Raw genomic sequence first — 15,325 nt, 5'->3', positions numbered from 1 at the left:
GATATCAGGTGTCCACCAAACAGGGGTCAGGTCCAAAACATGATGGCCGCCATACGCAAAGAACACGCCACTCGGCCCCGCGGATTAGACCAGGCCCCGCGTAGCACCACAACCGCCCAGCCTGTAGCCGCTGACCGGGATACCACCGGCGCGTTTCTCGGCGGTGCAGACCAGTTCAGCATGGACAACCTCGCAAAGAAAGGAAACTAAACCCCTTGTCATCACCAACCCCGCCAACAGATCGCTTCCTTGACGAATCCGTCCTGCCCGACTTCACCGCGCTGCGGATGACAGCCTTTGGCAGAAGCGTCATCGACATCGCCAACGATCCCGCATTCGACACATGGACGTTTTCCCAAAAGGTGCTCTACGCACTTGATAAAGAAGTCGCGGCCAGGCGCGAGCGACGCATCAACAAACTGCTGAAAGCATCCCGATCTCCAAACCTTGATGCTTGCCTTGAAAACGTGGTCTGCACGCCTGACCGCAACATCAACCCCGAGCAAGTCAGCAGACTCGCTCACGGACAATGGTGCCACCTGGGCCAAAACATTGTCATCCTGGGCAAATCCTCAGTCGGCAAAACCTACCTCGCCCAAGCCCTGATCACAGCAGCATGCCGCAAAGACTACTCCGCACGGTTCTACCGCACCGACATGCTCGCCGCCGAACTGGCAGTCCTCCAACCCGATGACCCTAAACGGCTGAAATTCATCCAGCACCTCCACGACGTCGATGTCCTAGTCCTCGATGACTTCCTGACCACACCTGTTGATGCCGCGACTGCGCACCAACTTCTCAACATCCTCGCCGGCCGTGAAGGCAAAGTCTCAACGATAGTGACCTCACAATTCACCCCACTGGAGTGGTACAAGTCCATCCCCGACGCCGTGATCTCCGAGTCAATCCTCAACCGACTCGTCTCCGGCGCCGAGATCATCACACTCGAAGGACCAAACATGCGCCTGAACACCAACGCATAACCACCAACAACGCCTGAGTGAGACACCGCTACCGGATACTCACTCAGGCGCTACCAGATACTCACCACACCGCTACCATTTCAGTCTTCTGAACAATGGTGCGCACGCTGCCTTGATACTGCTCATCAAAGCGCTGCAGCACGTGCGGTTCAAGGTCCAGCACCGTCACCTCGCCGCGCAGGCCATGCGCCATCGCGACTGCCGACGCCCCCACCTGGCCACCACCGATGACGACGACGCGAGCCGGCCGCGTACCTGGTACACCGGCGACCAGCAAACCGCGCCCGCCTTCGGTAGAGAGCAGGTGATGTGCGCCCTCGATTACTGCAAGACGACCAGCCACCTGGGACATCGGGGTCAGCAGTGGCAAGGTGCCGCGAGAGTCGGTCACGGTTTCATAGGCTACGGCCGTCGTACCTGAGTTCATCAGGGCATCCGTCAACGGCCGGTCCGCGGCTAGGTGCAGGTAGGTGAACAGCAGCAGATCCTCGCGCAAGTAGCCATACTCAGACTCCAGCGGTTCTTTGACCTTGACCACCATCTCCGCGGCCCATGCCTCCGCGGCAGTGGGAACGATGGTCGCGCCGGCGGCCTGATACTCGGAGTCAGGGAAGGAGGCACCTTCCCCCGCCGTGGTCTCAACCAGAACCTCATGGCCGTCTTTAATCAGCGTGTCCGCCGCGCTCGGGGTCAGCGCGACGCGGTTTTCGTTGTTCATTATTTCTTTGGGTACGCCAATACGCATGATTCGAGCCATCTCCTTTTGCTGAAGAAATAGAATTCGACCCCTTTAGGGTAACGCAGATCACCCCTTTTGTGTGCCGTCTCGGCCCGACCAAATCCAAGGTAGGTATAGCGCCCTGCGGCAGGCGTAGCGCTATTTATACATAACCCCGCCGTGGACGGTCGCCGTGGGCGCCGCACTGGCGGGGTACACATTGCTTTAGCAACCTTTAGAACAAGGACAGCCGCGTCGAATGGTAGACGCTGCCATAAGGCGCATCGAGGCGCACCCAACGCCCCTTGCCCGCCACGCGAAGGTGGCGGGGGATCTCCAGTGAGGCGGCAAAGCCCGGGATGAGGCCCAAGCTCGTGCAGGCAAAGATCATCCGCATGGGAATCTCCACCTGAGTCTCCGCATCATTCACGGTGAGCACCGTCTGATTCAACAGGCTCTTCGGAGGCCCCATCGGCCCGGAGAATTGGCGGGCCAGCTGGCGACCCTTGTCCGCGAGTTCACGGACAACGTCAACCGGCAGCGAGTCGATCTCCCGAAAGCCCTTTTCCGGCGGCAAGGCCCCCGGCCAGGACGGATCGCGCGCTGGGCCTAAATCAAGTTCCACGCCTCCTTCGTGGCCGAGGGAGTCGGGGGCGGTGTGGAGGGCGTCGAGAAGCGCCTGCGCCGATACCACGGCACCGTCGCGGCCCACGGTCCCCTCGCAACGCCGCGCCACGACAACGTCGAACGGCGTGGTCACAAAGACCTCAGCCTGGTTGGTGTCGTATTGACGCAGGCGCACCGCTGCGGATGCATCCAGCCCCGTCGCGCGGGAGAGGAGGGCGCGAAGCCCTACCCCACCGCTGCGCAGTGTCAGAGTTTCGCGCTCCATTACTGCTGCTCAAGCTCGACGACGGCGTGCTCCAAGATAATGTTGCGCTCCTGCTCAGAGACCTCCCGTGGCATCTGAGTAGCCGGGTCAATGGTGACCTGCACGCAATCAATGACGCAGGCTACTTGGCCCTGCGCATCCTTGATCGTCTGGCGAGTGGTGAAAGACGTGGTGCCGAGGCGCACCACCGTGGTTTCCACCGTCACCGTTCCATGGCGTCCATCCCATTTGATGGGGCGGACATAGTCCGCTTCGATGTGGCGAACGAAAGCCACCATGTTGACGCCGCGAGCGTAGAAGTGGTGCATGGCAAAAGCCAAGCGCGCCTCCTGCGCCAGCTCAATGAAGTTGGCATTCATCATGTGGCCGTACATGTCGAAGTCCGACCAGCGCACGCCCACGGTAAGCGCGTGGACGTTGTCCTTGGTCTTCTCCGACACAACATTCTGAGCGGACATTCCAGGTTCCTTCCGGAGTTCGTGCTTTAACGCTAGGGACTAATGGCCTAGCGGCTGAGCTTACGGTGGGTAACGCGGGACGGGCGTGCAGCCTCCTCGCCGAGGCGCTCAACCTTGTTCTTCTCGTAGTCACCGAAGTTACCCTCGAACCAGAACCACTGGCCTTCTGCGACGTTGCCCTCCCACGCCAAGATGTGGGTACAGGTGCGGTCGAGGAACCAGCGATCGTGGGAGATGACCACGGCACAGCCAGGGAACTTCTCCAGGGCGTTTTCCAGGGAACCCAGGGTTTCCACGTCCAAGTCGTTGGTCGGCTCATCGAGGAGGATCAGGTTGCCGCCCTCTTTCAGGGTCAGGGCCAGGTTCAGGCGGTTACGCTCACCACCGGAGAGAACCTTGGAAGGCTTTTGCTGGTCAGCACCCTTGAAACCGAAAGCGGAGAGGTAGGCGCGGGACGGCATCTCGTTCTGACCAACGTGGATGTAATCCAGCCCATCGGAGACAACCTCCCACACGGTGGCCTCCGGGTCGATGTTCTCGCGGCCCTGGTCAACATAAGACAGCTTGACGGTCTCGCCGACGTCGACGGAACCGGAATCCGGCTGCTCCAATCCCACGATGGTCTTGAACAGGGTGGACTTACCCACACCGTTCGGGCCGATGACACCGACGATGCCGTTGCGCGGCAAGGTGAAGGAAAGATCCTTGATGAGGACGCGGCCGTCGAAGCCCTTGGTCAGGTTCTTGACCTCCACGACCTTGTTGCCCAGGCGCGGCGGAGTCGGAATCTGAATCTCTTCGAAGTCGAGCTTCTTGTACTGCTCGGCCTCCGCAGCCATTTCCTCGTAGCGCTGGAGACGGGCTTTGTTCTTGGCCTGGCGGGCCTTCGCACCGGAGCGAACCCAGGCGAGCTCGTCCTTGAGGCGCTTCTGCAGCTTCTTGTCCTTAGCGCCAGCAATCTCGAGACGCTCGGCCTTCTTCTCCAGGTAGGTGGAGTAGTTGCCCTCGTAGGGGTAGAGCTTGCCGCGGTCAACCTCACAGATCCAGCCCGCGACGTGGTCGAGGAAGTAGCGGTCGTGGGTCACGGCAAGGACCGCACCCGGGTAGGTCTCGAGGTGCTTCTCCAGCCACTGGACGGACTCGGCGTCCAGGTGGTTAGTAGGCTCGTCCAGCAGCAGCAAGTCCGGCTCACTCAGCAGCAGCTTGGCCAGCGCAACGCGGCGGCGCTCACCACCGGAAAGGTTGGTCACCGGGTCATCGGACGGCGGGCAGCGCAGCGCTTCCATGGCCTGCTCGATCTTGGAATCCACTTCCCAGGCATCGGCGGCATCCAGCTCCTCCTGGAGCTTGCCCATCTCCTCCATGAGCTCATCGGAGTAGTTGGTGGCCATCTCTTCAGCAATCTCTTCGAAGCGCTGCTTCTTCTGGAAGATTTCTCCGAGGCCCTCTTCGACGTTCTGACGGACCGTCTTTTCCTCGTTAAGCGGCGGCTCCTGGAGGAGGATGCCGACGGTCTTGCCCGGATCGATGAAAGCCTCGCCGTTGGAAGGCTGATCCAGTCCGGCCATAATCTTCAGGATCGAGGACTTACCTGCACCGTTGGGGCCCACGACGCCAATCTTGGCGCCCGGGTAGAAAGCCATGGTGACGTTGTCCAAAATAACCTTGTCACCGATGGCCTTACGCACGTTTTTCATCGTGTAGATGAATTCGCCCATGTTTCACCCTTTGCTTCTGTCAGGATTGGTAAATAACAGTACAAAGACTACATGACATGGGTGGCGGTAGTCCTTTGTCCTTAGACCATCGCTTCTTCTGGCTCCGGTTCAAGGTATGGCTCAGCGCCGGACTGCGCTTGCTGACGGTCCGCCGCGGTGTCCTGCGGAGTATCTCCCGGCCGCAATGCAGCTGGCATTGCTTCTTCCGTTGGGTTCCCCGAGCCTTCTGTGTTCTCTGTGTTCTGCGCATCCCCTGCGTTCTGTGTATCGCTCGGCGGTGCCGTGTAGTCCACGTCCAGCGCCGGCGGGTTCTCCCCTAGCCAGAGGGCTTCGCTGCCCTCCTCACCGTAGGAGGTACCAATCTTGGTTGAAGTGATGCAGAAGCGGTTGAGGTCTAGGCCCACGTGAGCAATCTTGATGAAGGTCCTAGAGCGCGTAGCTCCGTTCTTATCCTCCCATCGGTCCGTCACAATGGAGCCCATAACGAAGACTGGCATGCCCTTATACAGGGATTTCTTCACGTTGATGGCGCACTGACCCCACACTTCACCATCGATAAAGTTGAGGTCCAGCTCCCGCCACACGGTTTTGCCCTCCTCGTCTTTCTCCGGAACGCTGCGGGAAGAAGCGATACGGATGCGGGCCTTATACATGGTGTCGCTGATTTTGGTCAGGTGCGGGTTGTGGGTCAGGCGTCCTGTAATGGAGATTGGGTATTGAGACATTGCGTGATTCCTTTGCTGGTCATGGCTCGTGGCTTTCTTGAGGTTAAGGAAGCGATGCGCCTCCCTTACCTCGCATCTTTGCCACCAAGAACAGCACTCGCAATGACTGCGCCGCCAACCTGTGGATAACTTGTTGCAAGCGTCAACAAAAAATCTATTTACCCAGGCAGACGTCCTCTTTTCGCCACGCCGGGTACGCCACATTCCTAGTGCTGACGGAAGCTCGACTCGTCGCCTTCCCCCATCTGCTTGAGCATGGCGTTGTAGCTTGCCAGGTCGGCATCGCCGTCCACCTCCGCCTTGGCGTCATAGCGCCGGGCAGTCGCACGGTCCTCGCGCAGCCAGTCCCGGAATAGCGAACCGAACACAATCACCAGCGGGAACTGGCCGAAGCCCCAGGAAATACCGCCGCCGGTCCGCTGATCGGTGACGAAATCCGGGTTCCACGGCAGGTTCAATGATTCATAGAAGTCCAGGCCGAGAATGACTTGCATCTGCATGAGGTAGACACCCGCAAAAAGGTGCAGGGGCATCGACACAAACAGGATGAGCAGGCGAACGCCCGTGGGCGCGCGCCACGGCAATGGATCCGGGCCAATGACTTCCCAGTAGTAGATATAGCCGGAAATCAAGAAGACCCAATTCATGATGACGTGCCCGGCATGCTCCGAAATGGCAACTTCGTAGAAGTTCGGGAACAGGTAGAGCACGTAGAGGATCGCCAAGAACTGCAGGACGTTGACCGCGGGGTGCGTGAGCACACGTAAAGTACGGGATTTGGTGAGGGCAACGGCGGCGTCGTGAAGCGTGGGCTTGCCCGGCTCCCCAGGCTCAAACGCTTCCATCACCAGGGTTACCGGGGCGCCCAACACGAGGCACAGAGGGATCGCCATGGACAGAATCATGTGCACCAACATGTGCATGGAGTACAACGCCGGCATGTATAGGCCAATACCATTGCTCATGATCAGCGTCATGCCCAGTGAGCCCATAAGGAACCACGTCGTGCGCCCAACCGACCACGTCAGCCCTCGCTGCTTCAGGCGCCAGAGCGCGTACAGGTAGAAGCCGGCTAGCACGAGCCCGAGCGAGCCAAACATGAGATCAAATCGGAACATGGTCCACACGTTGGTGGCCGTGGGGGCATCGAAAAGCTCGTAGCCCACCAGGATTTGCATGGCGTTGAGGTTCGGATCCCGCGGTGGCGGGGGCGGCGTGCGACCCATCGAGATGGCCACGCCGACTGTGGCCGCCATGATGAGAACCTCCACCACGGAGACCCTGATAAACAGGCGCGGCACACGTTTCAGCTGGGGAATGGTGACCCGGCGATGCACAAAGCCTATGACCGCGAGCACCACCGTGAGCACTGCTTTGCTCAGCACCAGCAAGCCATAGCGAGTGGTGAATAAATCCCCCAGCTCAACGCGGATGAGCGCGTTGACCACACCGGTCGCCGCCAGCCCCAAGATGGACAGCAGCGCAACGGTGGAATACCGGCGAACCGCCACGCCCATGTCAGGCCCTAGGCGGCGGCCATGCGCAATGAGGCCCATGAGCCCGCCGATCCACAGCATGATGAAGAACAGGTGCAATAGCAGCGAGTTCGTGCCGTAATCATGATCACCGCCGGAGGCCGAGTGACCCTCCATGCCGAGGGGCACCGTCAACAACAGCGACAGGAAGAACGTGGCAACCTGGCCCGCCCACGTGCGCGCCACAAAGCCCATGATGGCAACGAGCGCTGCTATCCCCGCGGTGAGTAGCCACACTTGCGACGTGGCAATCTGCCCCACCGCCATGCCCATCAGCTCTGGGTTGAGGACCTGGCCCAACGGGGTACCGGTGAGGTCCGACATCACGAGGGGGACCTCAATCAGCGACACCACCGCGGCACCCACGGCGGCCCATGCACCGGTGCGCGCCGCAATGTGCCCATCGACGGTCAGGCCAGCCTCGATGAGACGCTCATTGTCCTTGTCCGGCACGGCCGGGTAAATCAAGAAGGCGCTGGACATAAATGAACCGATGGCTAGCGCCATCAGCATCCAGGCAACCGCGCGGAAGAAGGGAAGGCCGAACGTTGTCATGCGGCCTGGGTCGGGGATGCCCAGGGCGGCAAGCGAGTCCGCGAGAAAGAACAAGGAAATAATTCCGCCCACGAGGCCCGCGAAGACGACGAAAGAAAGATTCAACAAGCGGGAAGGCTGCGCTCCCGACCCCGAGTGCGCCAGCCCCCGCAAGTGCTGTGAGCTGGGTTTTTCTTTCTCAGTGTGCATGGTGGGCAGTCTACCGCCACAGACGTTCTCTTACCTAAAAGGTAAATAATTCTCAGCATTCGGGTAGTCTGCTCTCATGGACTCTCGCCAGCTTCACCACTTTCGAGCCGTCGTAGATCACGGTTCTTTCACGCAAGCTGCGGAAGCGCTGCAGCTCACGCAACCTTCTTTGAGCCTGACCGTCCGCAAGCTTGAAAAAGATCTCAACGTGAAGCTGCTGTCCCGCGGACGCGGTGGAGTCCAAACCACGGAGGCCGGGGATTACCTCTACGGCGTGGCCACCTCGATCGATTCCCTCCTCACCACCGCCACCGCACGCCTTGCCGAGTTTGCTTCCTCGACACCAGCACCGAAGCAACACCAGCGATAGCCCGATAATCGGGCAGTTCACAGCTGTGCGTTATGATGTTTCGGTACGCCTCCATAGCTCAGTGGATTAGAGCAGTGGGTTTCTACCCCATGTGTCGCGGGTTCGAATCCTGCTGGGGGCACGCAGGTCAAGGCCACTTTCTAGGGTTTCACTAAGCCTCAGACAGTGGCCTTTGGGCACAGATTGGACACACTTCCATGGACATCACCCTCGCGACTTTTGACCACGCCCCGGAATCAGCGCTGCGTGGTATGCGCTTCGTTAACGCGTGGGTCCCAGCACCAAGCTATGCTGCGTCACGCCGCGCGGTGCTCACCGGACAATACCCACAGCGCGGAGCCACAACGCGCATCACGGAGATTTTCGAGGACTCCGGCTTCGAGGTTCGGGAAGACACCCAGCCTGCCTCTTCTCGGGTCTTCCGCCTTCTCGAGCAACCAGAAGCCCAACTGCTGAATGACCTCAATGGTGTCGTGGCAGTGTGCTCCCTACAGGGCAACAAGGCGAACATGTCCCTTCTATGGCCCGGGGTTGCAGAGTCCGGGGAGTGCGCAGAGCTCGCCTCCCCTCTCGACTTGGCGCCCACGCTCGCGGCGATCGCGGGGCTCGATGTGCGCCCCAACGCCCCACTGTCTTTCGACGGGCTCAACTTGGTGCCGGTCCTCCGCTACGGGGCGTCCGGGCACGCGGCGCTCTTCTTCGACAACGGCGTGCGCATGCAGGACGCCGTGCTTGTCGACGACTCCGCCACCCCACCCAGCGCCTTGCCGCGCCTGCGGGAAGAGTGGGAAACGTGGAAGCGGTTTATGGCTCTGGGCCCGTTGCAGTAGTTTGCAGAGGTTTCCGATTACTCCACTGGAATGACGACCCAGAGGATGAGGTAGAGCAGAATTCCCGAGAAGCCCAGCAGCGTGGCAACAACGAAGAGAATGCGCACCAAGGTCGGATCGAGGTTATAGGTCTGCGCGATGCCTCCGCAGACGCCGCCGAGCATCGTGTCAGTAGCAGAACGGGTTAAACGTTGGTTGTTCATGATGTCTCCTTTCGCCTTCCATTATCCAGAGTTGGGCCTAAGGATTCATCGGTGTTTACCCTGATTTAAACCCTGATTGCTCTACGCTGGGTGGAGACTTCCCACCCTGAGAGAAAGGACGCCGTTTATGGCTCACTCCCCCGGGCTGCCTGCCCCTACCCGCTCCTCCTATGCGCTGTTGACTGGCGCTAGCCAGGGAATTGGTGCTGCGATGGCCAAGGACCTGGCTGCCCGCGGTTACAACGTCATCCTCGTCGCACGCCGCGAAGACGTCCTCGAGTCCATCGCTGCGGACCTGCGCTCGCGCCACGAAGTGGACGCCATCGCGCTGGCAGCGGACCTCTCCGAGGCTGCAGATGTGGACCGCGTCATTGAGTTCATGGCGGGTAAAGAGATTTCCATCATCGTCAACTCGGCGGGTATCGCCAGCTTCGGTAAGTTCATGGACCAGGACTGGGACTATGAAACCCGGCAGTTTGACCTCAACGGCAAGGCCGTTCACCGCCTGACGCGCGCCGCGCTGAAGCAGATGTTGCCGCGACGCAGCGGCGCCATTTGCAACGTAGGCTCGGCCGCGGGCAACGTCTCCATTCCAAACAATGCCACCTATGTTTTCACCAAAGCGGGCGTCAACGCCTTTACTGAGGCCCTTCACTACGAGCTCAAGGGCTCCGGTGTAACCTGCACGCTGCTCGCCCCTGGCCCAGTGCGCGATGCCGTCATCCCGGAGGAAGAGCAATCCATCGTGGACAAGGTCGTCCCAGATTTCTTGTGGACCACCTATGAGTCCTGCTCCGAAGAGACCCTCGAGGCCATGGCCCGCAACCAGCGCCGCGTGGTACCCGGGCCGCTATCGAAGGCCATGAACGCGCTGGGCAAGATTGTGCCGACTCCAATTGCTGCACCACTCATCGGCAGCTTCTATTCGAAGATGGCCTAGCGCATGAAAATGCCCGCTCTCCCCCGTGGAGAGCGGGCATTGCTTTACTTGCTTTGGAGCGGTGATTGCTCCGCGATTGCCTTCTGTGCGGCCTCTTCCCGGGCGAGCTTGCGCTCGACCCAGAACTCAGCGTTCTGGATTCCCAGTGCCTCTGGGTCAAACTGCGGGTCCTTGCCGGCAGCCTTTTGCGCACTGTAATCCTTGAGGCACTTGAGCGCCGGAACCTGCAGGAAGAGGATGGCAATGATGTTGAGCCATGCGGTCGCGCCAACACCGATATCACCCAGAGCCCAGGCCGCGCCCGGAGTCGTGGTCGCTCCGACAACCACAGAGGCCACGAGGAGAATACGCAGGAGCCACACGAGTGCGCGGCGGGTGGTCTTGTTGCTAATCCAGCGGTTGAAGTAGGTCAGGTTGACCTCCGCCATGTAGTAGTACGCCAGGACGGTGGTGAAGGCGAAGAACGCAATGGCGATGGCGATGAAGCTCGGGCCGAAACCTGCCAGGAGGGTGTCGAGACCGTGCTGGACAAAGCCCGGTCCAACCTCGACGCCATCCGGAATGGAGCCGGCGTAGCGCACAGGGCCATCCTCTGACTCACCCTCGAAGACCTTGTACATGTCGGTAGAGATGATGATGAAAGCGGTCGCGGAGCAAACGAAGAGGGTATCAATGTAGACCGCGAAGGCCTGCACGAAGCCCTGCTTAGCCGGGTGGGACACCTCCGCCGCCGCGGCAGACTGCGGACCAGTACCCTGGCCGGCCTCGTTGGAGTAAATGCCGCGCTTCACGCCCCACATGATGGCCGAACCCAACAGGCCAGAGAAAGCCTGCTCCGCGCCGAAGGCGGACTTAAAGATCATGCCGAAGACCTCGGGGATCTGGTTGAAGTTCATGATCAGGATGATGATGGCAAAGAGAATGTATGCCGCCGCCATGAACGGAACCACGAGGGACGCGAAGTTAGCAATACGCTTCACACCGCCAATGATGATGATCGCGAGAATTCCGCCCAGAACCAGGGCAGACCAACCAACTTCGATGCCCCAAGCGTTCTGAACTGCAGCGGCCACGCCATTAGCCTGGATGCCAGGCAGGAAGTAGCTGGTGGCAAGGATCATTGCGACGGCGAAGACGATGCCGTAGACCACCATGAATGGTCCGGCCTTGGTGTGCTTATAAGCCTTTTCGATGTAGTAGGCCGGGCCACCGCGGTACTCGCCGGTGTCCTGGTCCTTCTCCTTATAAACCTGCGCCAGGGTACATTCCGCGAAGGAGGTGGCGGACCCTAGCAGCGCTACCGCCCACATCCAGAACACCGCACCCGGCCCGCCGAAGGCAATAGCCGTCGCTACACCGGCGATGTTGCCCACACCGACACGGCCGGCCAGGGAAATCATGAGCGATTGGAAGGAAGACACGCCCGAATCGGAGCTTTCACCATCCTTCAGCTGCTTGAGCATGTCCGGAATGCAGCGAATCTGCAGAAACTTGGTGGCCAGCGTGAAGTAAATGCCCGCGCCGAGGCACAGGAAGACTAATGCTGGTGACCAGATTAGAGAATTGAGGGTATCGAGAAAGGCTGACATCGGTAGGTTACCGTCCTTCGAATTATGTGAGTGCCATCACGTTAAAGGGTGCACTAATCATGTCCTATCCACCACGGTTTTCGTCAGCAAAACCATGAAAAAGTTCAAAAAGCCGCCAAACTCAGCCTTCATAGTCAGTAGAAACCCCAGCACATATCGATTAAGGGACCGATTTCGATAAGCACACCCGCCCTCCACCCCCACTTACCCCCACTGAACCGAAAGGGTGCATCTCCGACCACACCCCAAGAGAAACTATGGTGGAAGGCATGAGTGATACCCCCGCTAAGAACGACCGCCTCGTCTGGATCGACCTGGAGATGACCGGGCTCGATCCGAAGCGCCACGTAATCGTGGAAGTTGCCGCCGTGATTACCGACGCCGAACTGAACATTCTCGACGAAGGCATTGACCTCGTCGTCCACGCCACGGAGGAAGAACTCGCGCAGATGGATGACTTTGTCACCGAGATGCACGCGAAGTCTGGGTTGGACAAGGAGATTCGAGAGTCTGCAATCACGATTGCGGAAGCAGAGGAGGCCGTGTTGAAGCTCGTCGAGAAGCACTGCGACGCCAACCACCCCGCACCCCTTGCAGGCAATTCCATCGCAACGGACCGCACCTTCATTCGCGAATACATGCCGCGCCTGGACGCCGCGCTGCACTACCGAATGATTGATGTTTCCACAATTAAGGAACTGGCACGCCGCTGGCACCCGCGCGCGTACTACAACCAGCCGGATAAAGGCATGGCACATCGAGCCCTGCAGGACATCATTGAGTCCATTCGTGAGCTGGATTTCTACCGCCGCAGCGTCTTCCGCACTGATGGCGGGCCTTCCACCCCGGAAGCTGAGGAGCTCAAGGCGTCTACTACCGACGACTACCAGGCGTTTTTGTAAAACGGACAACGTGGGTTAACCTGTATCTCGTTGCTTTCGGCAACGATGGTGGCTGTAGTTCAGCTGGTAGAGCACCAGGTTGTGATCCTGGGTGTCGCGGGTTCGAGCCCCGTCAGCCACCCCGAATAGACCCCGCATTCTGTTTGAGCAGGATGCGGGGTTAGTTTTTTGCATTGAGCCCCCGACACGACCGCACCCGCGCACCACCACCAACCCCCACAACCAGCCGGACTTGAGTATGTTAGCAGCCGGACTTGAGTATGTTAGCCTTACCTAATTGAATAGTGTGTAGGCTTCCGCCCGCACAGCAACTCAAGTTTTCAAAGGACAGTGATAACGATGGCTGGCCAAGCTGAAGAGGCAGCGCCGAAGCGCAAGCCCCGTAAAGCGCATGAAGCAACCGTGACTGGTCGCTACCAGGTTTCTCCGGATTTGGTTCGGTTGAGCATGAACTCCCCTGCTTTTGTGGGCAAGGAGCTGGAGTTTACGGATCACTACATCAAGTTGCTGTTCGTGCCAGAAAGCGCCGATTATTCTTGGCCGTTTGATGTCCAGCAGATTCGCGAAGAGCAACCGCGCGATAAACAACCAATTCTCCGCACCTACACCCTGATCAACCTGAACTCTGACACCGGGGACTTCGACGTTGATTTTGTCGCCCATGGTGATTCCGGCCTGGCCGGTCCGTGGGCACGCAGAGCCGAGGTCGGCGAGAAGATTGGCTTCCTCGGCCCTGGTGGCGCGTGGGGGCCAACCGAAGACTATGAGCACTTTGTGTTCGCCGGCGATGAATCTGCAGCGCCGGCCATCGGTGCCGGTGTGCAGCATCTCCCCGAGGGCGCGACCGCTACTGTCTTCATTGAGATCGAGGCCGAGGACCGCACCTTTGAGCTGCCCACCCGCGAGGGTGTGGAGATCGTCTGGGTAGTCCGCAATGGTGCCACCCACGGTACTGAGCTATCCCGCGTGGTACGCGAGGCTGGTATCCCCAATGAGAAGAAGACCAGCTGGTTCATCCATGGTGTCGCCGAGATGATCAAAGAGCTCCGCCGCTTCCTTTTCGTTGAATCTGGAATTCCAAAGGAAGACGTTTCCATCTCTGGCTACTGGCGTATCGGAATGACTGAGGACCAGTGGCAATCCTCCAAGCGTGAATTCAACGCGGCAATTGAGGCCGAGGAAGAAAGAGCTAAGGCCTAACGGTTGTTTTCGCGTTAGACTGCGGCAATGATCGATTTCACCGACACCGCCGACGTCATTGCTCCCCAGCTTCTGGGCACGGTGCTCACGCACAACGGCGTTTCGGTGCGCATCACGGAAGTCGAGGCTTACCTCGGCGCAAACGATGAGGCCTCACACACCTTCAACGGCCGCACCCCGCGCAACGCCGCCATGTTCGGCCCACCCGGCCGCCTCTACGTCTACATGTCCTACGGCATCCACCGGAACGGCAATATCGTCTGTGCGCCCGAAGGCACCGGTCAGGGTTGCTTGCTCCGCGGCGGGGAAGTCATCGACGGAATAGACCTTGCCTACCAACGCCGGGGTGACACGGAATTTCATAATCTGGCCCGCGGCCCCGGCAACTTAGGCAAGGCCCTTGGTTTCAGCATCGCGGACAACGGCACGCCCATCCGCCTTAAACAACGCGATAAGGAACCTGAGTGGGTCCGCGGGCCACGCATCGGCATCTCAAAGAACCAGGACGCCGCGCTGCGTTTTTGGATCCCCTTCGACAAGACAGTGTCTCGACGTCGCGGGCTCCCCCGCTAACCCCTACCGGTGTATGAGCCTCAGGACTCATACACCGCATGTGGGCTCATGCGCCGCATCGTTAAGCCAAGGCTGCGCGCACCAGCTCCGCTGCCTGCGAGGGGGTCTTGCCCACCTTCACGCCGGCCGCTTCCAGCGCTGCCTTCTTGCCTTCTGCCGTGCCAGAACCACCAGACACGATGGCGCCAGCATGCCCCATCGTCTTGCCCTCCGGCGCGGTAAAACCTGCGATGTAGGCAATGACCGGCTTCGTCACGTGATCCTTGATATAGGCAGCGGCATGCTCCTCTGCATCACCGCCGATTTCACCGATCATGATGATGGCCTCGGTATCCGGATCATTCTGGAAGGCCTCAATCGCCGAAATGTGCGTGGTCCCGATAATCGGATCGCCGCCGATTCCTACGCACGTACTAAAACCAATATCGGACAGCTCGTACATCATCTGATACGTCAAGGTGCCCGACTTCGACACCAAGCCAATCTTTCCTGGGTTCGGCGCAGTCTCTGCCGGAATAATGCCCGCATTGGATTCGCCCGGCGTGTAGAGCCCTGGACAGTTCGGCCCAATGATGCGCGTTTTGGACTCCCGTCCCAGCGCATAGAGCTCCGCAGTGTCCTTCACCGGAATTCCTTCCGTGATGATGACCACGAGTTCAATACCGGCACGGATGGCTTCTTCCGCGGCGCCCTTGGTGAATTTTGCCGGCACAAAAATCACGGTGACGTTGGCCTCTGTCGCCTGCATGGCCTCACGCACGCTGCCGAAGACAGGAATCTCGCGCCCATCAATATCGACGCGCTCACCTGCCTTGCGCGGGTTGACCCCACCCACAATGTTGGAGCCGGATTCCAGCATGCGGCGTGTGTGCTTCATGCCTTCGGATCCCGTCATGCCCTGCACGATGATCCGCGAGTCTTTGTTGAGAAAAATCGACATGTCTA

At 59.6% G+C, this 15,325-nt stretch carries 15 protein-coding genes, 2 tRNA genes and 2 pseudogenes; 10 read left to right on the top strand and 9 right to left on the bottom strand.

The window, feature by feature from the left end; genetic code table 11:
- Positions 1–210, top strand: a pseudogene (locus tag HMPREF2978_RS13350) (hypothetical protein); the annotation flags it as partial.
- Positions 211–215: 5 nt separating this feature from the next.
- Positions 216–983, top strand: a complete 768-nt coding sequence (locus HMPREF2978_RS08585) for an ATP-binding protein (protein ID WP_012714980.1) — start codon at positions 216–218, stop codon at positions 981–983.
- A gap of 70 nt (positions 984–1,053) precedes the next feature.
- Here HMPREF2978_RS08585 and HMPREF2978_RS08580 read toward each other — a convergent pair.
- From HMPREF2978_RS08580 to HMPREF2978_RS08555, 6 genes and pseudogenes are all read right to left on the bottom strand, one after another.
- Positions 1,054–1,728 (bottom strand): annotated as a pseudogene (locus HMPREF2978_RS08580) (alanine dehydrogenase); the annotation flags it as partial.
- Positions 1,729–1,936: 208 nt separating this feature from the next.
- A complete protein-coding gene (locus tag HMPREF2978_RS08575; RefSeq protein ID WP_070525382.1) occupies positions 1,937–2,593 on the bottom strand; it encodes a DUF8185 domain-containing protein in 657 nt (218 codons plus the stop codon).
- Positions 2,593–3,051 (bottom strand): acyl-CoA thioesterase, encoded by a 459-nt coding sequence (locus HMPREF2978_RS08570; RefSeq protein WP_070525380.1) that lies wholly within the window; start codon positions 3,049–3,051, stop codon positions 2,593–2,595. The genes HMPREF2978_RS08575 and HMPREF2978_RS08570 overlap by 1 nt, the downstream gene beginning before the upstream one ends.
- Before the next feature lie 47 nt (positions 3,052–3,098).
- Positions 3,099–4,769, bottom strand: coding sequence for an energy-dependent translational throttle protein EttA (gene ettA, locus HMPREF2978_RS08565; RefSeq protein WP_070525376.1), 1,671 nt, complete (start codon positions 4,767–4,769; stop codon positions 3,099–3,101).
- Positions 4,770–4,849: 80 nt separating this feature from the next.
- A complete protein-coding gene (locus HMPREF2978_RS08560) occupies positions 4,850–5,494 on the bottom strand; it encodes a single-stranded DNA-binding protein (RefSeq protein ID WP_070745011.1) in 645 nt (214 codons plus the stop codon).
- A gap of 206 nt (positions 5,495–5,700) precedes the next feature.
- On the bottom strand, positions 5,701–7,773 hold the full coding sequence (locus HMPREF2978_RS08555) for a bifunctional copper resistance protein CopD/cytochrome c oxidase assembly protein (protein WP_070745009.1): 2,073 nt from the start codon (positions 7,771–7,773) through the stop codon (positions 5,701–5,703).
- A gap of 76 nt (positions 7,774–7,849) precedes the next feature.
- On the opposite strand from HMPREF2978_RS08555, the gene HMPREF2978_RS08550 reads away from it, so the two are divergent.
- From HMPREF2978_RS08550 to HMPREF2978_RS08540, 3 genes are all read left to right on the top strand, one after another.
- A complete protein-coding gene (locus HMPREF2978_RS08550) occupies positions 7,850–8,143 on the top strand; it encodes a LysR family transcriptional regulator (protein WP_070525370.1) in 294 nt (97 codons plus the stop codon).
- A 47-nt stretch (positions 8,144–8,190) separates the two neighbouring features.
- Positions 8,191–8,264 (top strand) — tRNA-Arg (locus HMPREF2978_RS08545).
- 76 nt (positions 8,265–8,340) lie between these two features.
- A complete protein-coding gene (locus HMPREF2978_RS08540) occupies positions 8,341–8,973 on the top strand; it encodes a hypothetical protein (protein ID WP_070525368.1) in 633 nt (210 codons plus the stop codon).
- A 17-nt stretch (positions 8,974–8,990) separates the two neighbouring features.
- On the opposite strand, the gene HMPREF2978_RS08535 is transcribed toward HMPREF2978_RS08540, so the two are convergent.
- The gene (locus HMPREF2978_RS08535; RefSeq protein WP_070525367.1) at positions 8,991–9,176 is read right to left on the bottom strand and encodes a PspC domain-containing protein; all 186 of its coding nucleotides are present in this window, start codon (positions 9,174–9,176) and stop codon (positions 8,991–8,993) included.
- Positions 9,177–9,303: 127 nt separating this feature from the next.
- Here HMPREF2978_RS08535 and cmrA point away from each other — a divergent pair, with 127 nt between their 5' ends.
- Positions 9,304–10,116, top strand: a complete 813-nt coding sequence (gene cmrA / locus HMPREF2978_RS08530) for a mycolate reductase (protein WP_070525364.1) — start codon at positions 9,304–9,306, stop codon at positions 10,114–10,116.
- Between the two features lie 44 nt (positions 10,117–10,160).
- Here cmrA and HMPREF2978_RS08525 read toward each other — a convergent pair whose 3' ends face one another.
- Positions 10,161–11,705, bottom strand: coding sequence for an alanine/glycine:cation symporter family protein (locus HMPREF2978_RS08525; protein WP_070745008.1), 1,545 nt, complete (start codon positions 11,703–11,705; stop codon positions 10,161–10,163).
- 269 nt (positions 11,706–11,974) lie between these two features.
- Here HMPREF2978_RS08525 and orn point away from each other — a divergent pair, with 269 nt between their 5' ends.
- From orn to HMPREF2978_RS08505, 4 genes are all read left to right on the top strand, one after another.
- Positions 11,975–12,607, top strand: coding sequence for an oligoribonuclease (orn, locus tag HMPREF2978_RS08520; protein WP_246818750.1), 633 nt, complete (start codon positions 11,975–11,977; stop codon positions 12,605–12,607).
- Between the two features lie 48 nt (positions 12,608–12,655).
- Positions 12,656–12,728: transfer RNA gene (locus HMPREF2978_RS08515), tRNA-His, on the top strand.
- A gap of 218 nt (positions 12,729–12,946) precedes the next feature.
- A complete protein-coding gene (locus tag HMPREF2978_RS08510; protein WP_070745005.1) occupies positions 12,947–13,807 on the top strand; it encodes a siderophore-interacting protein in 861 nt (286 codons plus the stop codon).
- 27 nt (positions 13,808–13,834) lie between these two features.
- Positions 13,835–14,380, top strand: a complete 546-nt coding sequence (locus tag HMPREF2978_RS08505) for a DNA-3-methyladenine glycosylase (RefSeq protein ID WP_070745003.1) — start codon at positions 13,835–13,837, stop codon at positions 14,378–14,380.
- A gap of 61 nt (positions 14,381–14,441) precedes the next feature.
- Here HMPREF2978_RS08505 and sucD read toward each other — a convergent pair whose 3' ends face one another.
- Positions 14,442–15,320 carry a succinate--CoA ligase subunit alpha gene (sucD, locus tag HMPREF2978_RS08500; RefSeq protein WP_070525349.1) on the bottom strand — a complete coding sequence of 293 codons (879 nt, stop codon included), beginning with the start codon at positions 15,318–15,320 and terminating at the stop codon, positions 14,442–14,444.
- Positions 15,321–15,325 lie beyond the last annotated feature (5 nt).

Origin of the sequence: Corynebacterium sp. HMSC074C01, from assembly GCF_001814605.1 — a bacterium.
GTDB lineage: Bacteria > Actinomycetota > Actinomycetes > Mycobacteriales > Mycobacteriaceae > Corynebacterium.
Note: the sequence above shows the minus strand (reverse complement) of the source record. Positions and strands in the feature narration are given on the sequence as shown.